Annotated in this window: 13 protein-coding genes; 6 read left to right on the forward strand and 7 right to left on the reverse strand. The window is 61.8% G+C overall.

Going from position 1 to position 21,588, the window contains the following annotated elements; genetic code table 11:
* Positions 1-380: 380 nt before the first annotated feature.
* Entirely contained in the window at positions 381-632 is a 252-nt protein-coding gene (locus tag PPP56_RS12365; RefSeq protein WP_353564359.1) for a hypothetical protein, read from the forward strand.
* Positions 633-684: 52 nt separating this feature from the next.
* Positions 685-1,539 carry a DUF8743 domain-containing protein gene (locus tag PPP56_RS12370; RefSeq protein WP_353564360.1) on the forward strand — a complete coding sequence of 285 codons (855 nt, stop codon included), beginning with the start codon at positions 685-687 and terminating at the stop codon, positions 1,537-1,539.
* 22 nt (positions 1,540-1,561) lie between these two features.
* On the opposite strand, the gene PPP56_RS12375 is transcribed toward PPP56_RS12370, so the two are convergent.
* Both PPP56_RS12375 and PPP56_RS12380 read right to left on the reverse strand, forming a co-directional pair.
* Positions 1,562-2,365, reverse strand: coding sequence for a nucleotidyltransferase family protein (locus tag PPP56_RS12375; RefSeq protein WP_353564361.1), 804 nt, complete (start codon positions 2,363-2,365; stop codon positions 1,562-1,564).
* 66 nt (positions 2,366-2,431) lie between these two features.
* Positions 2,432-8,077, reverse strand: a complete 5,646-nt coding sequence (locus tag PPP56_RS12380; protein WP_353564362.1) for an alpha-2-macroglobulin family protein — start codon at positions 8,075-8,077, stop codon at positions 2,432-2,434.
* Between the two features lie 211 nt (positions 8,078-8,288).
* On the opposite strand from PPP56_RS12380, the gene PPP56_RS12385 reads away from it, so the two are divergent.
* Both PPP56_RS12385 and PPP56_RS12390 read left to right on the forward strand, forming a co-directional pair.
* Positions 8,289-8,420, forward strand: coding sequence for a hypothetical protein (locus tag PPP56_RS12385; protein ID WP_353564363.1), 132 nt, complete (start codon positions 8,289-8,291; stop codon positions 8,418-8,420).
* A gap of 193 nt (positions 8,421-8,613) precedes the next feature.
* Positions 8,614-9,393, forward strand: a complete 780-nt coding sequence (locus PPP56_RS12390; RefSeq protein WP_353564364.1) for a pirin family protein — start codon at positions 8,614-8,616, stop codon at positions 9,391-9,393.
* Between the two features lie 35 nt (positions 9,394-9,428).
* Here PPP56_RS12390 and PPP56_RS12395 read toward each other — a convergent pair whose 3' ends face one another.
* The 3 genes from PPP56_RS12395 to PPP56_RS12405 form a co-directional block, all read right to left on the reverse strand.
* On the reverse strand, positions 9,429-10,229 hold the full coding sequence (locus tag PPP56_RS12395) for a S1/P1 nuclease (RefSeq protein ID WP_353564365.1): 801 nt from the start codon (positions 10,227-10,229) through the stop codon (positions 9,429-9,431).
* A 244-nt stretch (positions 10,230-10,473) separates the two neighbouring features.
* Entirely contained in the window at positions 10,474-11,388 is a 915-nt protein-coding gene (locus PPP56_RS12400; RefSeq protein WP_353564366.1) for an MBL fold metallo-hydrolase, read from the reverse strand.
* 222 nt (positions 11,389-11,610) lie between these two features.
* Positions 11,611-13,647, reverse strand: a complete 2,037-nt coding sequence (locus tag PPP56_RS12405) for a prolyl oligopeptidase family serine peptidase (protein ID WP_353564367.1) — start codon at positions 13,645-13,647, stop codon at positions 11,611-11,613.
* Between the two features lie 404 nt (positions 13,648-14,051).
* Here PPP56_RS12405 and PPP56_RS12410 point away from each other — a divergent pair, with 404 nt between their 5' ends.
* Together PPP56_RS12410 and PPP56_RS12415 are read left to right on the forward strand one after the other, a co-directional pair.
* The gene (locus PPP56_RS12410) at positions 14,052-16,259 is read left to right on the forward strand and encodes a protein-disulfide reductase DsbD family protein (protein ID WP_353564368.1); all 2,208 of its coding nucleotides are present in this window, start codon (positions 14,052-14,054) and stop codon (positions 16,257-16,259) included.
* A gap of 263 nt (positions 16,260-16,522) precedes the next feature.
* A complete protein-coding gene (locus PPP56_RS12415; RefSeq protein WP_353564369.1) occupies positions 16,523-17,152 on the forward strand; it encodes a thioredoxin family protein in 630 nt (209 codons plus the stop codon).
* A 102-nt stretch (positions 17,153-17,254) separates the two neighbouring features.
* On the opposite strand, the gene PPP56_RS12420 is transcribed toward PPP56_RS12415, so the two are convergent.
* Together PPP56_RS12420 and PPP56_RS12425 are read right to left on the reverse strand one after the other, a co-directional pair.
* Complete coding sequence (locus PPP56_RS12420; protein ID WP_353564370.1) at positions 17,255-17,782, reverse strand: choice-of-anchor D domain-containing protein; 528 nt, start codon at positions 17,780-17,782, stop codon at positions 17,255-17,257.
* A gap of 205 nt (positions 17,783-17,987) precedes the next feature.
* Positions 17,988-21,491, reverse strand: coding sequence for a choice-of-anchor D domain-containing protein (locus PPP56_RS12425; protein WP_353564371.1), 3,504 nt, complete (start codon positions 21,489-21,491; stop codon positions 17,988-17,990).
* Positions 21,492-21,588 lie beyond the last annotated feature (97 nt).

The following is a 21,588-nucleotide window of genomic DNA, read 5'->3' on the forward strand; positions in this document are numbered from 1 at the left end:
AACCCCCTCTGTCTTCGACATCTCCCCCTTGGCTAAGGGGGAGAAACCCGTAGGGAGAGGGGGTTCGAACAAGACAAACCTACATTCCACGATATCCTTATCATTTAGCGTCTACCCACTACCGGTCTCATATCTTACACAACGAAAACATCATTGCAATAACGGATTTTCGTAGCGGGCTTTTTAGGCCGTCGGTCGTTCGAAAAGCTCACGCCGATAGTGCATGTGCTATCTCATGAACTGCACATACCTTATCTGCAATAACGGACTCACCAGGTTGACTGTCGTCTGCCAGGGCGGTACATTGGTACCTGCCTTGCACGCTTCAGCCAGCACGCCTCCGTCTCTTTGTCTCTACGCCCTATCTCTTGCTATCCTCCATGATCGATCGCCTCAAGACGTATGTCGAGCACGCACACGACATCATTGAGCAGGCCCCACAGATGGGCGAGACCAACACCAAGGAGATGCTCATCCGGCGCTTCATCGAGGTGCTCGGGTGGACGTTCCACCCGGCGGAGATCACGCTGGAGTACCCGGTGCGCATCGCCTCGCGTCGCACGAAGGTAGACTATGCCCTCTTCCTCGACGGGACGCCCACGGTGTTTGTAGAGGCTAAAGGAAGAGGCTAAAGGACTCGACACCGCTCTCTCGGATGACCATCGCGAGCAGCTTACCAGCTACATGCATAACGAAGAGGGTGTTGAGTGGGGACTGCTGACCAACGGAGCAGAATATGAGATGTACCGGTATGATGGCACGCCTTCAGGCACGCAGCTCGGCGCGATCCCAGTCGGACATCTAACTCAGCAGACCCACCTGGTGCGCGCCCTCTCGAAGTCCTCGGTGCAGGCTGGCGAGTCTGAGCAGATCGCCCGACGCATCCACGAGCAGCGCCAGGCGATTGCGACGCTCCGCTCCAATAAAGACGACATCGCCTCCGACATCACGCAGCTGCTGACCAGCCGGATCGGCGACGCCATCGCCGCTACCGTGGAGACCGAGGCGAAAGAGCTGATCGACCGCGTAGTGGCTTCGCTGGAGAATGGGGATGCAGCTGCCCCTGTTGCATCACCCCCTGCCCGCTCCTCCCAGATCCAAGAACCCAAACATACTTTTGCAAACACTATTCGGCGGTCCGAGATAGAAGGCGACGGCGATGCAGAAGTTGCTATTTTCCCGACACGCGAGTCGGGGATCGAATTTCTTCTGGAAAACAACGCCTGGGGATTTGTGCGCATTGGGCGGAGTCCAACATATGTCGGCATGTACGTGGCCGCACCTGCACAGGAAGTTCAGTTTGTGGCCAAAGTCGATCGCATCGTTCCCGCACGTGAAGCTGATTTGGCTCGCCCGGTAGGATCCTACACCGAGATCGCACGCTTTGACCCCGAAAAACAAGTCGTTCTATTCAAGCCGGGCTCACTGCATCGACTCGAGGACCCGATTCCATTCGAGGGACGCACCATCCAGTCGCTTCGCTATACAGACTTGCGTCGGTTCAAGCACGCCGCGACGACGGAAGACCTTTTTGAGTGATTACCTTCCGCTGGAATGTTCTTCACCCCTCCTCCCCCGAAGAATCATCGAGGGCACCCATTACATCGTTCTGAGCCAGCGTTTTGCTGGCTGCGAGGTACTGTGCGGGCGTATTGATGTGAAACCGCAGCCCGGTCTGTCGGGGCATCGTGAACGCCTCTACAGGATGCCGCTGCGCAAGCGCGTCGATGAAGCGTCCAAGCGTGTCAGCGTCGCCGCCCTGTTCGAGATAGGACGCCACGTAGCCGAGTGCTTGCGACGTGAGCAGGTAGCAGGCCGGGCTGGTCCATACGGAGGGCGGGTCGTCGGGAGCATGCACAAGGCCCTGAACACGCCCAGCATCGTCGAGGTCGAAGACACTTGTATGCGCCAGCTCGTCTGCATCCTGTGAGAAGAGGGCCAGCGCCTGACTCCGTTCGGCGTTCATAAAGCGCTCAGCCATCGGCCGGAGTGCGACGCGAAACAGGCTGTCTCCGGCTGCCACCAGGGTCGGCTGTTCGGTGCCAATGCGCTCCAGCACCGCATGCAGATCGCCCACCGCCCCGATCCGCTCGCCGCTGCTACGCACCCCGTTGTTGTGCAGCTGCAGATCGACACCGTGCTCCTCCATCTCCGTCTTCCACTCGGATTGCCACGCCGCAAAGGTTGCGGGATGCCGGTCGTTGATCGCCACATGGATGGAGGCCACCTCCGGCCAGCTGATAACCTGATCGATAAGGTAGTCCACGATCGGCCGCCCCGCAACCTCCAGAAGCGGCTTCGGGGTCTCGTCTGTGAGCGGACGCAGACGGGTGCCAAACCCAGCAGCAAGTATGATGGCGCGCATAGACATAAACGTGTGAATGCGGGGCGAGCATAGTCGAATTATGCGGCGCTGGCGCTACCCAGGGGCTCACTCCCCCACCACCAGCCGTTCCGTAGCCGTACGTCCGCGGGTTTCGGGGCGGTACATGAGTTCGGCCTCCACGGCCGGGTGCACAAACGTGCCGCTCGTGGTGGCGCGCGCCACGTAGCGGTAGGTGTGCGTGCCGCGCTGCAGGTAGTCGGCAAAGAGAAGCACCCGCGCGTCCTGCTGCTCGGTGTGGTTAAACGAGCCCCACCAGCGGTTCTGCCCTGCGCCAGCATCGCGGAGCAGCCCGGTATCGGTCGTTTCGAACGCGCTGTTCAGCGTTTCCAGTCCAGCAGGCAGCGGGTCGTCAACTACTACGTAGTTGCGATCGGTCGGACTGTTCAGGCGCAGCGTGACGCGCACAAGACTGCCTTCCGCAACCTGGCGAGCGCCGTCGGCACCGGGGTCGAGCGTACGGGCGACCTCACCGCTCGTATCCAGCAGTTCGAGCGTGCGCTCTACGCGTAGGCCCTGCTCACGTGCCTCCACGGGAGCGGTGGTGGCTGTCTCCAGGCGCGTGGTGTAGTAGAGACGTCCGGGGCCGTCGTCTTTTTGGATGCGAATCGGCGTCTCGCCGTCGGGCAGATCGGATTCGGGTACTGTGGTGCGCTGTGTATCGAGCGTGCGGGTGCGGAAGGCCGCGGACAGAATCTCACGTCCGGCCAACTCGACCGTTGCCGCAAAGTCGGGCGTGTCGGCTTCGTACGCCTTTACGTAGCGGTCGAAAGCTTCTACCACTGCCGCGTTGTCCTGCGTGGAGGTCCAGTGCCCCTGCTGTCGTTCGTCGATCAGGTACTGCACCATGCGCTGCGCCAGCGGCTGGACGTCGCTCGACGCGTCGTGCGCCAGCAGGGCCGAGAGGCCAAACGCGGTGGCGCGGGCATCGCTGGCGAAGATCCAGCCGAAGCTGTTGTCCTCGGGTGCGGCAAGATACGCCTGGGTCGATTCGACCCGAATCTGATCGCGCAGCCGGTCGGCAATGGCGTCGCGGCGGGATGCGAGGGCGACGTCGTTGGTGGTGTGCAGGGCGCGCAGCAGGTAGCTCAGTCCGTCGGGCGAGGTCGGCGGATTGTCGGCGAGCACAGAGAGCTCCGCCGTCACCACGCGCCCGTGCCGGGCCAGGGCGTAGAGCATCAGCGCACGGGTGTCGGCCCAGACGGCATCGCTGTAGTAGTCGGGACGATCGCTCGGGTTGCGCACCCATTCTTCGAGCGCGTCGAGGGCGTTGTCGGTGAGGGGCTGCGGCATGTCGACTCCCGCGTCATCGGCCTCGGCCAGCGCCAGGGCCACGTATCCGGTAAGATACGGCTGCGCGGTCGAACTGCCGGGCCACATCGCAAAGCCCTCGCCGGTCCAGAAGCGGCTCAGTTCCTCGCGCCAGTCGGCAATAGCTGCATCGCGACTGTCGAACGGCAGCGCCAGGCCAAACGCATCCACCAGACCGGGCGCCAACAGGAGCGGACGGATGCGCGAGGTCTGCTGTTCGATGCATCCATACGGATACGTGAACAGGTGCTCCAGCGCACCGTCGAGTCCGGTGAGCGCGGTGGAGGCCAGCCGCACGTCGAGCTGGCCCTCTCCGGGCACGCGGTCGGACGGCAGGCGCAGCGCTTCGGTGGCGGTGCTCCCGGTCGAGGCGAAGGTCGCCTGCACGTCGGTGGTGGTGCTGCGCGTTATGGGCAGGGGGATGCGCAGGGCATCGGTTTCACCGTTCATCTGGGCGCGGAAGGCCACGCGGGCGGTGTCGGCGGCTGGCGCTTCGGCGCGGAACGTAACGGCGCGCGTGGCGCCCGGTGCCAGCGTCACGGTCTGTGTGGTGGCGTTGGGAAGCGTGAGGCTGTTGGCTTCGATCTGCACCTCGGCGGTGCCTTCGGTGTCGGTGCGGTTCGTGAGGAGCACGCGCGCCGCGAAGGTGTCGCCCTCGTGGATAAAGCGCGGTAGCCCCGATTGCAGCACCAGCGGCTTGGTGACGGTGATATCCGTCTGCCCGTTGCCAAACTGATGCGTGGGCGTGTGGGCCGTCGCCATCAGACGCATGGTGGTGAGCTGCTCGGGCAGCTCAAACGAGAGCTGTGCACGGCCTCGGCTGTCAGTTTCTACGGCAGCATCCCAGTGTGCAAGCGGCGAAAAATCGGTGCGCATGGACTCCTCGCCCCCGCCTCCGCCAATCGGCATCGCTGACTTGACGACGTTGTCATCGCCTGAACGTTGCTTCACAATCGCGGAGCGCGTTTCGGTGGTGGTTACGCTGAGCGGGCGCGTGCCATAGAACGTGCCGAATGGGTCGGGGAGCGTGTAGCCGATGAGGTTGAGCACGCCCGCGTCGGCGGCGCTGAAGGTGATCTCGCCCGGCACGCCCTGTCCGGTGTCGTCGCGAAGCTGCACATCCACCGTGACGGTTTCGCCGGGGCGGTAGGTGTCGGTGTTGGGTTCGATGTCTACGGAGATGCGACGTCCGCTCGCATCTACCGGAAGCTCGACGTATCCCACCCGAAACGCGGGCGCGCCCGGATCAGCAGTGGCTTGTGGAGGGGCGGTGCGCTCGTTGAGCAGAATGACGCTCGCGTACACGTTGGGCAGGTAGTCGTCTTCGATGTCGATCTCGATCTGCGGGGCGCTGCCGGTGAGCGTTTCGACGCGGCTCTGCAAGATGCCGTCGCGCTCAACGGTGATGAGGGCGGTTGCCTCTTCGAACGGCGACGGCACCATGATGCGCGCCGTATCGCCCGGACGGTAGCTGTCCTGGTCGGCTACCAGCTCGACCTGGTCGTCGTCTTCGCGCTGCCAGGCTACGTAGCCCGATCCGCTGGCGTAGACGGTGGCTTCGGTTTTTAGGGCGTTGCCGCGAATGTCGGTGGCGGTGGCGCGCACTTCGTAGAGGCCGCCCTGGGGGATGGTGAAGGCGGCGCGCTGGGCGGTGTCGGACTGCGAGGTGAGGGTGGTATCGGCCACGGGCACTTCGGTCTCTTCGCTGCGCCAGGTCATGCGTCCGTCGGAGCCGACTTCGCGCACGCTGTTCCACTCCTTGCGCACAAGCTCTACGGTGACGTCGTGATCGCCCTCGGGCCGCCCGTTCGGGTCTACGGTGATGAGGTCGACGGTAAGCTCGTTGGTTTCGCTCATGTCGAGATACGAGGTGGAGGGCTGCAGACCGATGTAGAACTGCCCCGGATGCACCATCGTGGTGGCACGCCCGGTGATCTCTTGCTGGGCGGAATCGGTGACGCGCCCGGTCCACGTGAGGCGCATCGGGTGACCGTCGGCATTGCCCTCGGTGGGCACGCGCACGGATGTGTCGCTGTTGGCGCTTAGGGTGGTGTCCTGCTCCAGCAGGGTACGGTAGTCGTATCCGCTCATCGGACCGAACTGGTAGTCGTCGTATCCGGGTGGCTGGTGGCGCGTGCTGCTCTGACGCACACGCAGAAAGGCGGATGCGCCAGGCAGTCCGGCCCCGAAGAGGTAGCGCGCCGAGAGCGTGCCCTCGAAGAAGTCACCTGCGATGTATGCATCCGCGGCGCTGGTGGCCTCAACGGTGAAGGCCGCCTGCCGGAACGACTCGATCTGAAACGTGCCGCTGGCGATGCCTTCGCGGTTCCAGCGACGCTCGGCGGTGAGCGTGGTGTCATCAACCAGGCCCACCTGCACATCGTAGTCGCCTTGTGCGGCGCCACGGGGGGCGCGCCACGTGGTGTCGAAGCTGCCCAGGTCAGAGGCGCTGAGCCGCGTGTCCAGCACCACCTCGTCGCGTGGATCGTGCACAACCAGGCGCAGCGAATCGGCGATGGGCTGCCAGTCGCGGTCGGTGCGGCTGCGCAGGATGCCTTTGATGTGGACGGTATCGCCCGCCTTGTAGAGTCCGCGGTCGGTGAAGATGGTGCCGGTGCGCGTGACCGGCTCGGGCCGCCAGCTGCTCTGAATCCCAAAGCGGTACGCCCGAATCCCGCTGCCATAGTCGCTGCTGGTGAAGGCGAGGTCGCCCTCGTGCTCCACAATCGCAAATAGATCGGGCACGCCGCCGTCATGGTCGGGGAGCAGCTCCGTCCAGCCCGGGAAATCAGCGCGTCCATCGGCGGCGGTGGTGCCCGTCCACAGCACCGTGTTCGCAGCGTCTCGGATCTCGACCGCCGCGCCACCTACGGGCTCCGCCTGGTCGAGCGTGGTAACGAGTAGCAGGCTCTGGTTCGGACTAAACTTGGCGGTGAGGCCCAGATCGGTGTACTGAGCCAGTCCGCGGTGGGTGGTGGAGCCGTCTGAGGCGCGGTCGTAGTTCAGCTGCCACCCCACAATGCCCTGGCCGCTCGTCAGAAGGGAGTCGAAGCGTAGCGACAAGGTGCGGCGTTCGGTGCGCGACTCGTCGAGCGTCCATGTGCGCTGAACCGGCACGGGATCCTGAACTTCCTCGCGATACGAGCGGTCATATGTGTAATAGGCCGGCACAATCGCATCACGCGTGATGGCTTCGGCTCCAATACGAGCCTCCATCACATTCACGTAGCGCACCGGCAGGGCCCGTTCCTGGTTGGATTCGACAACCATTGCACCGCTGGGCACCTGTAGCGATGGCGTGTAGGCACGCGTCCTAAACGCGCGCTCGGTGGCTGGAAGCGTCTGCCCGAAGCGGTCGGTGAGGTTCTCGATGCGGAGCGTGTAGTTGGTTTCGGCCTGGAGCGGCACGGAGATCGTGTGCTCGGTGGAGGTATAGCCGTCGCGGGCCCCGATGCCGGGCGGCCACTCAATGGCGGGCTCCATCGAAAGCGCCTCGCGCAGGTCGCCGAAGCGCACCGGCGTGCTGAAGAGCAGCGTGAGGCCCTCGTCGGGCGCGAAGCGGCCCTGGTCGTCTGGGTATCGCCAGCCCGACTGGTCCAGATCCTGCAGAGCAAGCGGCGGATAGGTGCGGAACTGGATGCGTGTGGCATCGGCCATATCCAGCGGTCCGGCGGTGGTGGGCAGCCCGGCTTCTACCGTCAGCGCATACTCTACTCCTTGCGCCAGTTCGGTGCTGAGGGGCAGAACCAGCGTGCTATCGCCGCCATTCTCGGCCAGGCCAATGGGCAGGCGGTCGGAGTTAAAGAAGCGCTGCGCGGCGGTAGCGTCTACCGGAAGGTTGAAATGCAGACGCAGCGGCTGGTCGAGCGCGGCAAAGCGCTCCCCATCAGCCGGCGTGGTATACACGAGTTGCGGACGCACCGTCTCGAACGTCCAGGTGTACGACTCCTGCAGGGTCTCCCCCTCGGTGGATTCAAGGACCGGGTGCACCGTGACCGTGAACTCCGTAGCGGGCGGCAGGTCCTGCTCGGGCGTAAACACCAGCGTCTGTGTGCCCTCCCATCGAAAGGCGCCTTCAATGACAGGCTCGACGGTAAGCGCTGAGTCGGGCGGCGCGTCCGTATCCCCCAGGGCCACCATAGGACGGCTAAACGTGGCGGTGATGGCCTGACGGGGCTGATGCCGGGTGCGCGTGCCACGTGGACTCACGGCCAGCAGGCGCAGCGGGCCGTCGAGCGTGGGCGTAAAGCGCTCGGTTACGGCGCGGTCGCTCAGGGATTCGGGGGCTTCGCTGGTGGTCGGCGAGGGACTGCCGCATCCCACGAACACCAGACCGAGCAGGAGCCCGCTGAGCACTGCGATCCAATCAAAACGAGGCGGCATAGGATACGGACTGGCAGATCATGAATGACAGGTTGGTTGCAATGTAGCACGCGTATCCTTCGAATGCGAATTCGGCCCTATCAAAACGGCTCTGGAAGAAGCGGGTTGGGCCGTCGGTACCGCGGGTAAAGAGCAGGCAGGATATAACTGGTAAGGTGGCGAACGGAGAACTACTCGTCTTCGAAGAGATTTTTATCAGAACGACTATCACTTGAGTTATACTCGCTACCGGCCTGCAGAGGGCGGCTTTCTATTTCGGATTGGATTCACGCCATTCGTTGGCTACAATGATGGCCTTCGAGCTGGACCGTTTGGAGGCGTTAGCTTCGGCTATGCATTCTGATTAGGCCAACCAATTACAACTTGACCGCTGCCGATTCGCGCCACCCTTGGTGCCGTTACGGAAGGGCGTCGGCGATGGGCACAGAGAGTGAAGTAACCAACGCGCAACAGGCTCAGCGCAAGGAATCTGCTCCACTTTTTACGTGTTACAACACAAGAATTTATATAACCCATCCGCAGGATCCCGTACCGCTATGTCCACAACCACCGCCTCTGACACGCCCGCCCCTGATACGCCCACCATCCGACTGCGCCGCAGCGACGAGCGCGGGTTTGAGGACTTCGGCTGGACCGATAATTGGATGACGTTCTCCTTCGCCAACTACCACGACCCCGAGTGGGTGCACTTCGGTCCGCTGCGCGTCATGGTCGAGAACCACATCCAGCCCCATGAAGGCTTTGGCGCGCATCCGCACCGCGATGCCGAGATCCTGACGTACGTATCCTCGGGTACGCTCACCCACGGCGACAATCAGGGCCACACCGCCGAGGTGAGCGCAGGCGAGATGCAGCTCATCAGCGCCGGAAGCCAGGGCATGGTGCACTCCGAAGAAAACCTGCACGACACCGTCGAGCATAATTACCAGATGTGGTTCGTGCCCGACCGCCCCGGCACCGACTTCTACTACGGACAAAAAAAGTACACACCCGCTGAGCGGCAGGGGCAGTTCCGGTGCTACGTCTCGCCTGATGGACGCGAGGGCACAATGCCGATTAACACCGATGCGTTCGTGTACGCCGGACTCTTTGCTCCGGGCGACACCGCCACGCATCCCCTTGACGCCGGACGCGGCGCATGGCTACAGGTGGTTGAGGGCCAGCTCACCATAGAAACCGGTCCCGACACCCTCACCCTGCACTCGGGCGACGGCGTAGGCCTTACCCACACCGACGCGCTCACCCTTACCGCCACAGCCGACAGCGAAGTACTCCTCTTTGACGTCCGCATGGACGTACCTCGACTGTGGACGTAGGGCGGGCGTATCATGCACTGCTCATCCCTCACTGCTCATCCCTCCCCGTAGATCTCGGTCAGCACACCCGCTATGCGCACGCCCGCCTGCAGCAGCCGCTTCTCCACGATGTGCATGTTCTCGTTGCGATACGTCCAGCCGATCTCGTGATTCTCGGGCAGGTCGTAGACCGCATCGCGGTAGCTGACCGACTCCTCGGCCCAGCGCCGCACGGTGGCCTGCTGCCAGGCCGCCACCTGCTCGTCGGTTGCCAGGTTGATGGCGTTTGCCCACGTCTCGTAATCGTCGCTCCACGACACCAGCATGCCCGTGTCCCACACGCGATGCAGGTTCGACTGGTCGCCCAGCCAGCAGACACGCACGTCGTTGCCGCCGCGGTCTTCGCCCGTGCCCACATGCAGCGGCTGGTGGATGTCGCCGATCATGTGAATCACCATCTTCAGATGCTCACGCTCGGTCTCTGCATCGAGTCCCCCCGCCTTCAGCGCCGCGATCTTCCGCTCCAGCGCTTCAATGATGTCGCCATTTGGATTTTTGTGCGCCTGGTCGTAGGTCGTGTCGGGCGGAATCGTCACCCAGTGCCAGTCGGCGGTGTGCCGAAACGCATCGGTCGGGCGCACGCGGTCCATCCATGTGGTCGCCTCCACCAGCGACTCCTCCCCAAGCACGTCCTCGACTGTAGCGAGCACGTCATCCGACAGATGCTGCCGGGCGATCTCTCCTGTCACATAGTGGCCAACCCGCCCCCACATCTCCGAGGCCATGGCTGGACTCGTAGCGACCAGTCCGAGTGCGAGTGCTGCAATGCAAAAGATGCGTGTGCTGTATGTTCTCATGCGTACGGTTCGTCTGTGCGTAATAAGAATAGGCGCCACGAATAAGCGCGTGTACTCTGCTCTGTGGCTATTCAGGGGGATGCGCAGCATCTTGTGTTATGGGTAGCCTCCTCACCGGGTCCCCAACGGGGGTACCCAGGTAGAACGCCGCTTCCATCGGCGCACGCCCTTCGCCTGCGTGCCTGTGCAGATGCTATACCCCCACGCGGTGCCCCTTTGCCCTGGCCCCGAAACGCCTCCCCGATTATCCCCCATTCGCCGTCTCTTCCCGGTAGACCGCCCGGATGCAGCGCGACAGCGGAAGCGGCCAGTCGTCGCGGGCATATTCCTCAAAATCCGGAATATGGCTCACCTCTGCCAGCTCATCCACCGCAGTGCCTGCCTGAACGCCCTCAACGACAAACCCGCGCAGCGCCGCCAGGAAGTCCCGCATCTGCAGCAGGTCGCCGCGTCCCCCGGTAATGCCTGCATCGGGCGCGCCATGACCATGAATCAGGATCGTCTCGTCGTCGAAGAGCGCATGCATCGTTTCGAGCGTGTCGATCCACCCCTCCGTCGAAGCGCCCCCGTCAATATCGATGAACGGATACACCCGGTTGAACACCAGGTCGCCCATATGCGCTACGTTGGCCTCTTCGAAGTGCACCACCGTGTCGCCCCCGGTGTGCGCGGCCCCATTGTGATACAGCCGGATCGTCTCATCCCCGATCGTCTCCGACCATGCTTCGTTGTACGTCTCATTCGGATACGTAAGGCTATCGGCCTCTTCCGCGTCGGCTGCGGCGCGCTGCAGGTCGGGCACGTTGGCGTGCGCAACAAGCCGGTCGGTCTGTGCGGCAAACACGCCATTGCCCGCCGTGTGGTCGCCGTGGTGATGCGTGTTGATGAACAGGTCGAGTCCGCGGTCGGTGCGTTCGGCGATGCCATTCCAGCAGCGCTCCGCCGAGTCCGGAAACTGCGAATCGACCACAACGACCGCCCCGTCGCGCACAAGCCACCCGATGGTGCCTCCGCGCGCTGTGAAGATGCCTGCGCCCCGACGGAGCGTCTCGAAGTCCACAGCAACCGGCGCCGGGCGACCGCGCAGCAGGGTAGGCAGAAACGGAAGCGCTGCCGCACTGGTGCCGGCGATGCGAAGAAAAGAGCGTCGTGTATGCATGTTGGTACCGGACTATACCGGGGGTTGTACACAGGTGCAAAGAACAGCTACAGCATAAGCAGCAGCTGCGCTGACACGCAAGCGACTGGCCCCGCCAGCGGACAACATCTGGTTACTTCCTGGCTTGCAGAACCCATAGACGGAGACCGCCTGCATTCACCGTCCTGTCACCGTCCCCGGTCTCTCTCGCTGTGTTTACTCGCCCGGGTCGACCGATGGTGTCTACCGATACCGCTCCAGCCAGGCCAGAACGTGGTCGACCTTGGCGATAAGCTGGCTGGGGCGCGCGGCCATGTTATGGTAGGAGCCGGGCAGTTCAACGTACGCGGTGTCGACCTCGCGCAGCTGCAGCGCATGATAGAACTGCTTGGCCTCCCAGGTGGGCGTCCGCAGATCCTCCTGCCCCACAATCAGCAGCGTAGGCGTTTCAACGTTGCCAACAAGCGAGATGGGCGACACCTCCCAGTACGCCATCGGGTTCTCCCACGGCTGTCCCGGGTAGCGGTAGTCGGCATAGGCGTAGTAGTTATCGGCCGCCAGCGTCTTGCTGATCCAGTTGATCACGGGCTTCTGCACAGCCGCTGCCTGAAAGCGGTCGGTCTGTCCTACGATCCATGCAGTAGAGGTACCGCCTGCGCTTCCTCCTGTCACGTAAAGACTGTCTTCGGAGACGGTGCCGTTTTCGACCAGCACGTCCACGCCGTCGATGATGTCCTGATACTCCCCGCCGGAGAAGTCATTCTTCAGAAGGTTGCCGAACTCCTCGCCATAGCTGGTGCTGCCGCGTGCATTCGGATAGAACACCACATATCCCGCTGCCGCATACAGCTGGAGCTCGGCGGCAAAGTGGGGGCCGTAGTGACTGATCGGTCCGCCGTGAATTTCAACAAGCAGTGGGTAGGCCCGGTCGGGGTTATAATCGGGGGGCGTCATCACCCAGCCATGCAGGTCGCGCCCGTCTTTGGTTGAGGTGTAGCGCATCGCCTCCACCTGCCCGAGTGCACGGTCTGCTATGAGCGTCTCGTTCAGCGTGGTGAGGCGGGAGGGGGTCGCGTTGCTACGGCTGGTTATGGACAGCTCAGCGGGGTGTGCCGGACTGCTCACGTTGAATGCGATGACGCCATTCTCTGCAACAGAGAAGTCGGCGCTGCCGCGGTAGGGACGCCCGAGGGCCGTGCCACCGAGGCTGTCTGCTACATTCGTCACCGCGCCGTCGAGCGTGGTGTGCGCGAGGTAGCTTACGCCCTCGTCATCGTACTGCACGTACAACCCGTTTCCCTCCTCGTCCCAGACCACATCGTTAATGGAGCGTTCCAGTCCGGTCTCAACCTCCTGCATCCCGCTTCCATCTGGGCTCATCGTGTAGAGCCGCGTGCGCTGGTAGGTCTGTATCTGGTCTTCGTAGCCCAGGTAGGCAATCGTTGCCCCATCTGGCGATATGCGCGGCGTATGGTTCGGGCCAAAGCGGTCGGTAAGCGGCGCGATGGCTCCGTCTTCCATATCGACGCGGTACAGCTCCGTGTTGCGAAACGCGTGCTCCGCATCGTCATGGCGGTTGCCGGATACCACAAGCGCCTCTCCGTCAGGCATCCAGGCAATGGGCCCCGCGTGGTCGTAGTCGCCGGTGGTACGCTGCTCAGGGTCGCTATCTGAATCTGCCGTGATCGTGAAGATGTGCCGGTGTCCGTAAGGACGAATGCCGCTGCCATCCTGCTCGTGGTTTAGGCGCGTTTCGACGCGGGGCGGGTCGGCCCAGTCGGCACCCTCAGGCGCTTCGGGCGGCTCGACCATCTGCGGCGGCTCATCATCTACGTGCATCGAAAACGCAAGATGGCTGCCGCTCGGGCTCCACGCCAGATGGCCGGGACGGTTGTCGAGCGTAGTGCGCTGCACGTTGGAGCGTGGCGCAAACGTGTGCACGAAGATCTGGGCGCCGTCGTCCTCGGTGCCTCCGATGTAGGCAAGCCGCGTGCCGTCGGGCGACCAGCGCGGACTCGACTCGCTCACGTCGCGATCGGTCAGCTTCACATGCTCGGTGCCGTCGGCATTCATGATCCAGAGCGCCGATGTGCGACGGTCATTCATCACGTCCATGCCCCGCCGTACATACACAACGCGCTCGCCATCCGGGCTGATTTGCGGATCGGTGACCCATTCCAGTTCGAACACGTCCATTCGTTCGAACGGGGTGTCTTGCGCATCCACCAGAGCCGGCAGAAGCAGCAGAGAAAGAAGCGGAAGCAGAAGCAAGCGACGCATAAGCTGAGCGGGGGCTGACGATCGGAATGGATGGGGGCTGCAATGCGGTGGCGACTAACACGCGTGTATGTCGTGTATACAGCTGTGCCGCGTTAGAATTTATGTAACGGTTGAATGGTACAATGCACGATAAAGAAATGCCAACAGCCGATGCTGATTGCTGGCCTCGTTCAGCTTACTTGCGCCTTTTGGGATGGATACAGTGCATTCCACAAAGCGCATACAGTCTTGCACAAACGGAATCGCATGTGGCTTCGGATGCGTATTTTGTGTTGCCAGGATTGTAAGCAAAACGTCTTGACGTGTACGTGGCATGAAGCGTACACCCGGCCTTGAACCGAATATGTTCAGCATCGTAACGTGTTGTGTATCTGTATCTTTAGTTTCTAACGCGATCGGCTCCTATGAAACGTATTCCCCACCTGTTACGCGTGGCCGGGCTTAGCGCTCTTCTTCTGGCCGGGGTCTTCTTTGCTGCCGCTCCCCACGCGCTGGCCCAGAGCAGCAATACGGACAGCGACACGAGTCCCTACAGCGAGGGTACGCTCGTGAGCGAGGTGGAGACCGTTGTACCAGGCGAGCCGTTTACGGTGGCCCTGCACCTGGAGATGGATCCTGGCTGGCACAGCTACTGGAAAAACTCAGGCGATTCGGGGCTCGCCACGTCGATCAGCTGGGATCTACCCGAGGGGTTTACCGCGGGCGATATCCAGTGGCCGTACCCCGACCGCAAGCAGGAAGGGCCGCTCATGACCTACGGGTATTCTGATGAGGTCATGCTCTTGGTCGACCTCACCCCGCCTGCCGACCTGGAGCCCGGCACCGAGGTCACGATTTCGGGGCGGGCCGACTGGCTAATCTGCGAGGATGTCTGCCTGCCTGCATACGACGAGATCAGCACGACGCTACAGGTGGATGCGGAGGCACCCGCGCTCAGCGACACATGGGCCAATGCATTTGCCGAGACGCGCGCACAGCTCCCACAGCGCGTAGACGAGGTGGAAGCGACCGCGTATTACAGCGATGGCAGTTTCGTGCTGGAGCTGACAGGCGCCGGTCTCCCTCAGGATGACGTGCTGTTTTTTCCTGAGGAGAAGCGCTCTATCTCAAATACAGCACCACAGCCTGTCGTGCGCGATGACGATGCGCTCTACCTGGCGCTGCAGGCGTCGGAGTATGCCGATGGATCGACTGAGGCGCTGCGTGGCGTGGTCGTTGCCCCCGAAGGATTTGCCTGGACCAACGACAGCCGCCACCGCGCGCTCGCTGTAGATGCAGCCGTTGAGGGCGAGTTCGAAGGCGACCTTGCGGCCTTGCAAGACGCCACGTCATCGGGCGACATGACGCTGTTCTGGGCGCTGGGCTTTGCCTTTATGGGCGGGCTCCTCTTAAACCTGATGCCGTGTGTCTTTCCGGTTATCTCACTCAAGATTCTGGGCTTTGCCAAGAAAGCAGGCGAAACGCCCCGCATCATGCGTCGCCACGGCGGACTCTTTGCTCTCGGCGTGGTCGCTTCGTTCTGGGTGTTGGCCGGACTGCTTCTGGCACTGCGTGCAGCCGGCGAGTCGATCGGGTGGGGCTTTCAGCTGCAGTCGCCCGGCTTTATTGCGCTCATGGCCCTACTTTTTGTAGGCATCGGGCTAAACCTCGCCGGGCTCTTCGAAGTGGGACTCAAGCTCACGTCGGTTGGCAGCGGCGTGCAGCAGAAGGCGTCCGGGTACAGCGAGTCATTTCTAACAGGAGTGCTGGCCACGATCGTCGCCACGCCCTGCACAGCGCCGTTCATGGGGGCCGCACTTGGATTCGCCATCACGCTCACCGCTCCTGAGGCGATGGGTATCTTCACTGCGCTGGGCCTGGGCATGGCCGCTCCGTACCTGGTGCTCTCTGCATCGCCCAGCATGCTGAAGCGCCTGCCGCGTCCTGGTCCGTGGATGGAGACGTTCAAGCAGGTGCTCGCCTTCCCGATGTTCGCCACTGCGCTGTGGCTCGTCTGGGTCTTCGGGCAGCAGGTCAGCATCGACGGCGTAGCATTGCTGCTCGGCGGCTTCCTCTTGCTTGGCATCGCCGGCTGGGTCATTGGTCGCTGGCCCGCCTTTCAGGTAAGCGACCGTGCCTGGGCCATCTCACGCACTGCTGCCGGACTCGTAGCCGCCGGGGCCATTGGCCTCTCGCTCATGGGCGCAAACGCATCGGCGCCTGTCACCTCCAGCAACGCTCCGGATGCAACCTGGCAGTCCTTCTCCACCGAGCAGGTGGATGCCCTGCAGAGCGAAGGCGAACCCGTCTTTATCGACTTCACTGCCGCCTGGTGCCTCACGTGCCAGGTGAACAAGCGTACGACCCTCGACACCCGTGCCGTACAAGAGGCGTTCGAAGAGAAAGGCGTACACCTCGTCCGGGCCGACTGGACCAACCGCGACCCTGAGATCACTGAGGCTCTTGAGCGCTTCAACCGAAATGGCGTGCCGCTCTACGTGCTCTACCCCGGCGATGGCAGCGAGCCCAAGGTACTCCCTGAAGTACTCACCCCTCAGATCGTGTTGGATGCGCTCGACGAGCTGCCCGAATCGTCCTCCGCCTCGCCTTCACTGGTCATGCAGGAGGAGTAATTGTCTCTCACACGCAATCACACGCAAGATCACACAACTAAACCTGATAGGTCTCGAAGACCTGTCAGTTTTTTTGCTTCCATCGCTACACAGGGGCCTGCTGCTTCCGGATGCGGCTCGATAACTGTTCATGCAGACGAGATTGCATGCACCTCCCCCTGTCCCCATAGCGCGGAACCCGACACGTCAGAGGATCTTACGATGGTGTTTTTCGTGATACGATGTGTTGTTCACCCAGTCCTCAAAGATTCTCCTTGTTCATCATGCTTCACTCGTTTCGCAGTATCGCTGTAGCGCTTTCTGCTTTTGCCGTTGTTGCACTCGCTTTCCACCCCATGTCGGTCAATGACCCTGAGGTGGGGGCGCCCGCTCCAAGCTTCACACTGACCGACACAAACGGCACCGACCACAGCCTGTCTGACTTTGAAGGCCAATACGTGGTCCTTGAGTGGTTGAACTTTGACTGCCCGTTTGTTGCCAAGTTCTACAACAGCGGCAAGATGGCTGAGCTGCAGGAAACCTATCGTGAGCAGGGGGTCGTGTGGCTTTCTGTGGTATCGTCGGCTCCTGGCACGCAAGGCTACTTTCCGCCGGATGAGATGAACGCACGCAACGAGCAGGAGGGCGGCCAGCAAGATGCGATCCTGATGGACCCCGAGGGCACCGTGGGTCAGCAGTATGGCGCGCAGACCACACCGCACATGTACATTATCAACCCGGAAGGCGAGCTGATCTACAAAGGCGGTATTGACGACACCCCCTCTACCAATCCCGCTGATATTGAAGACGCCACCAACTACGTAGAATCGACGCTCGATGCGGCGCTGCAAGGCGAAGCAGTCCCCACCCAGACCGCTCCGCCTTACGGATGCTCGGTGAAGTACGCCAGCTAAGAAACGCAACCGCTGCCAACTTCTGCAACGCATCCACCCGACAGGTCGCTGAGACCTGTCAGGTCTTTTTGTGTGCGGGTTCTATTTAGGTCGCTGGGTGTGCTACGGGCGATCCGGCGGATCCGCCAACTCGACGATGCCGGTGCCGCTTAGCGAGACCTCGGCGGGGCTGGACGTGTTATCGGCGTTGTGTGTGATCGAGAGCATGCCTTCAAGCTCCTCTTCGTCCTCCGGCGCAAACGTCACCGTCACCTCCAGGCTTGAGCCGGCTGTCACCTCATAGCTCCCGGTCTCTGACGCACTGAAGTGCGCCGCGCCGTCTTCTATGTCGATGTCGCCTTCCAGCGTAGCATCCCCATCATTTGTAATCGTAATCACCGCTTCCTCCGTCTCTTCCGTATCGACATCGCCATAGTCGATGCTACCCGGATCCACCGCAAACACCGCTTCGGGCGCGGGCTCTTCGGGGGGCGGGTCGCCGTTTTCGTCGTTGGCGTCGGTGGAGCCGCAGGCGGTGACCGTGCCGATCAGCAGCAAGCCCAGCACGGCGGTTGCTATCCACAGGCCGATAGGAGATCGGTGCGGTGCAGAACAGAGTGAGGTATTTTTATGTAGCGTGTTGGTATTCATAGTCATGAAGTAATCAAATAAGTCAAAAGCAGAGTAGATGTCGCACTGTGCATTCGATGTGCCGTTCTTTACAGACCCTCTTGCAAATGGACGCTGGGGATGAGCCGCCCGAGCCAACCGTCGCACAAGCAATGATCGCTCAAACGATGTCAGCCGGGCGGTCCCAGAAAAGCCCGGAAAGAGTCGTCCTTAACGCACGCTTACCTTACCGCACGCGCACCACCTTCTCGGTGAAGGTCTGCCCTTCGGTCTGCAGGCGTAGGAAGTACATGCCGCTGGCGAGATTGTCGCCGCTCCACTGCACTTCGTTTAAGCCGCGCTGCAGCTCGCCCTCGTGCACCGTCGCCACGCGGCGCCCGAGCATGTCGTAGAGCACGATCTCCGCCTCCGCATCGCTGGGCAGCGCCACCTCCACCGTTACCGGACCGCGCGAGGGGTTCGGGTAGGCCGGGCCAAACGTGATCTCGTCTGGTACCTCCAGTTCATCGTCGATGAAGGCCTCACTGCCGATCAACACGCGCAGCTCGGCGGGCTCGTCCGCGAGCGTCACGGGCACGGTCTCGCCTGCGTCCATCTCACGCAGATCGTAGCGCGTGCCATCGGCGCCGATCAAGAGCGCTTCGTCACCGGGGAACTGCTCGGAGGTCAGCGCTTCGCTGAGCGCAAGCTTGGCCGTCTGTTCTTCGGGCGAAGTCTCGTCTGAGTGTGCCTCAGTTGAGGCCATTTCACCCGCTGCAGGTTCGAGACGCAGGTCAAAGGCGTGTCCGTCTTCGTCAGCATTCATGCCGGAGGCGGGTTCTTTGAGCAGGCGGCTAAAGGCCGCTTCCTCATCTGCCTCCTCGCTGCGTACGGAGAACTGAGCCGGGAGGAAGTGGGCTGGCGGCATGCGCGTGGCGCGGGTCTCAGGTGCATAGCCCAGCGTAACCGTACCCAGCTCGATATCCTCTACTTGGTTTTCGTTTCCTGCCTCGCCGCTTTCCAGGGTAGCGGTAAACTGCAGCGTCTCCGCTTCCTCGGTCGTCGCAGCAACAACGGGCGCCTCACTACTTGGCGCCTCTGCATCGGGATGCGCCAGCGTCAGCGCGTCCAGTTCGGCGTCGTTGAACAGGTAGAAAGCGGTGCCCTCGCGAGCACTGGTGAAGGTGCCAGACTCCGACCATCCGCCATCCCACTGCCAGAGCGATTCGGTCAAGCCGTCGTTAGCTGCCAGCCCGAGTGTGGCGTCCCATGCAACAGAGCGGTCCAGCGGATTGGAGAGGATGTTCCACCCCTCCTGCAAGGGCACGGTGGTGGTGCTATCTTCATCCAGCGCCACCGGATCGACGGTCGTGTCTACGGCCCAGTCCTCGCGGCTCAGCATCCAGAAGCCCCGGCCCGGCGCAAATCGGAACGCGTCGGACCCATCGTACGCCTCCAGGTCATCCTCTTCGGTGCCGGGATCGCGGAAGACACGCCACCCGGTGTCGGGGTCGCCGGAGAGCGTGGCAGCCACATCTTCATCGATCTGGCCCGGAAGCCCGGTCAGACGATAACTGGCTGTCGCGCGGGGATCATCAAACGCAATGGTTGGAGCTGCGCGGAGGGCGTTCACGTCGGCCTCGAAGTCAAGCGTGGCGGCCCCGCCTTCTTCCGTTTCGGCGGTCACCGTAATGGAAGCTATACCGACCGCTAAGGGCGTGGCGCTAAGGGTGCTGTTTTCCACGTCTACGTCCACAAGTGCAGGGAATGTGGAGGATGCGCTGAAGGTAAGCGGGTCTGGACTGGTCGCTGGCGGCTCCACAAACTCCGTGAGATCCCACGTCGTAGCGGCTGCTCCGGCAACCAGTTCCACATCATCCAGTTCTTGCGTGATCACCGGTTCGGCAGGCGTCGCTTCGCCGCTGATCGCAACGCTAAGCGGGTCGGGCTCATTATCCGCATTGTGGCTGATGGACAGCGTGCCCTCGAAGGAGGCGGCCTCCTCCGGTTCAAAGGTGACGTCCACCTCCTGCGTTTCATCGGGGGCAAGCGAATAATCACCTTCACCCTCGGTCAAGTCGAACGCATCCGTATCGGCATCCAGGCTGATGCTACCTTCCAGCGGAGCACTGCCCGTGTTTTCAATGGTCACCGTCTCCGTGACCGATTCACCGGCCGCTACATTGTCAAAGTTGATTGCTTCTGGGTTTACTGCAATCGCGGAGGCAACCGATTCACCGGTTAGCGGCACATCCACCGGGTCCGGCTCATTGCCTGCGTTGTGGGTGATGGATACGGTGCCCTCGAAGGAGGCGGCTTCATCTGGCGCAAAGGTGACTTCCACGTCCTGCGTCTCATCCGGACCGAGCGCATAATCGCCTTCGCCCTCAGACAGTTCGAACGCATCCGTATCGACATCCAGGCTGACGCTGCCTTCCAGCGGAGCACTGCCCGTGTTTTCAATGGTCACCGTCTCCGTGGCCGATTCGCCCGCCACGACATCATCAAAGCTCAGTGCTTCAGGATCCACGGCAATCGATGGGGCGAGGCCATCGCCCGTTAGACTGACTTCCACCGGGTCCGGCTCATTATCCGCATTGTGGCTGATGGCAACTGTGCCCTCAAAGGAAGCATCTTCCTCCGGCGCAAAGGTCACCTCCACCTCCTGCGTCTCATCCGGACCGAGCGCATAGTCGCCTGCGCCCTCAGTCAGCGAGAACACCTCCGCTTCATCTTCCAGGCTGACACTGCCCGCTAAGGGAGTACTGCCGGTGTTCTCAATCGTCAGCGTCTCCGTGGCCGATTCCCCGGCCACTACATCGTCGAAGCTGAGCGCCTCCGAATCAACTGCAATCTCCGCTGCTCCTCCGTCAACCGTAATATCGAACGGAATCAGGGTAGACTCGGCATCCGGATCATTGGTCGTCAGCGTCAACTCATCTTCGTAGATGTCTGGCTCAACACCATCCGCATCAAGCGTGATAGATACGTCGTCGCTATCACCTCCAGCGAGCGAGCCCGAAGCTGGATTCACATCGACGATGAAGTCGGGAGCCGCTTCGATGTCAATGGCCAGTTCGTTCTCGACATACTCTGTATTGAAAGCAATCTGCAGGCCATCGCTTCCATCCAGGTTCTGGATGCCAATGCTTGCTGGATCCGTTACGCCATCCATATCTAGATACTGGTAGCGAATAGCTCCATTCTCTGTCAGAATGATCTGGAAGGTGAAGGCATCCTCGGTCTCTCCGAATGTCCACGGGGGTACTTCATCATACTGGATAATGAAGCGATTATTCTCTTCATCAGCGTACGCATAGATTTCGCCTCCTTCGCTGGGGTCCAAGTCGAACCAAAACGGCGCGATGCTTGGAGTACCATCACCCGGAATTTCGCTAGTTATAAACTCAGGCAATTCTCCGGTGAAGGTAACTGCTCCGTTATCGCCAACATCGATTTCGGAGAAGGTATCTCCGTAGAAGGGAAATTCGAACGGTAAGTCTACCGTTTCGATCTCTTCATCTCCAATCGGAAGGGCCTCTCCATCCTCGGAGATATCCACCCAACTGAATGTCGGACCTCCTTCTTCGTTGCTGTCGATCCAGGTGTAACCGAACTCATCGGGGCCGCCCGCGCCAAGAAGCACAGGGTGACCTTCACCAGCCAGCGGATCCGCCTCTCCTTTCTGAAAGCCGCGAGTTCCACTGACGATGCTCGATGTGTTGTTTGGCTCTACACCCGGCTGGCTCAACACACTTTGTGCTGCAAAGCCCGGGAAACTGTACTCTAGTTCAGTTTCGGCTGGACCGGTGTTTGCCACGTTCATCGAAACGTCGCGGACCTCATTG

The sequence above is a fragment of the Longimonas sp. genome, assembly GCF_040409695.1.
Lineage (GTDB): Bacteria > Bacteroidota > Rhodothermia > Rhodothermales > Salinibacteraceae > Longimonas.

What these genes read in the sequence shown, in the direction of transcription:
- PPP56_RS12380 (WP_353564362.1), bottom strand. Translation starts at nt 8,077, where the DNA reads ATGCCGCCTCGTTTTGATTGGATCGCAGTGCTCAGCGGGCTCCTGCTC.
- PPP56_RS12370 (WP_353564360.1), top strand. Translation starts at nt 685, where the DNA reads ATGCATAACGAAGAGGGTGTTGAGTGGGGACTGCTGACCAACGGAGCA.
- PPP56_RS12395 (WP_353564365.1), bottom strand. Translation starts at nt 10,229, where the DNA reads ATGAGAACATACAGCACACGCATCTTTTGCATTGCAGCACTCGCACTC.
- PPP56_RS12420 (WP_353564370.1), bottom strand. Translation starts at nt 17,782, where the DNA reads ATGAATACCAACACGCTACATAAAAATACCTCACTCTGTTCTGCACCG.
- PPP56_RS12365 (WP_353564359.1), top strand. Translation starts at nt 381, where the DNA reads ATGATCGATCGCCTCAAGACGTATGTCGAGCACGCACACGACATCATT.
- PPP56_RS12400 (WP_353564366.1), bottom strand. Translation starts at nt 11,388, where the DNA reads ATGCATACACGACGCTCTTTTCTTCGCATCGCCGGCACCAGTGCGGCA.
- PPP56_RS12410 (WP_353564368.1), top strand. Translation starts at nt 14,052, where the DNA reads ATGAAACGTATTCCCCACCTGTTACGCGTGGCCGGGCTTAGCGCTCTT.
- PPP56_RS12415 (WP_353564369.1), top strand. Translation starts at nt 16,523, where the DNA reads ATGCTTCACTCGTTTCGCAGTATCGCTGTAGCGCTTTCTGCTTTTGCC.
- PPP56_RS12375 (WP_353564361.1), bottom strand. Translation starts at nt 2,365, where the DNA reads ATGCGCGCCATCATACTTGCTGCTGGGTTTGGCACCCGTCTGCGTCCG.
- PPP56_RS12390 (WP_353564364.1), top strand. Translation starts at nt 8,614, where the DNA reads ATGTCCACAACCACCGCCTCTGACACGCCCGCCCCTGATACGCCCACC.
- PPP56_RS12405 (WP_353564367.1), bottom strand. Translation starts at nt 13,647, where the DNA reads ATGCGTCGCTTGCTTCTGCTTCCGCTTCTTTCTCTGCTGCTTCTGCCG.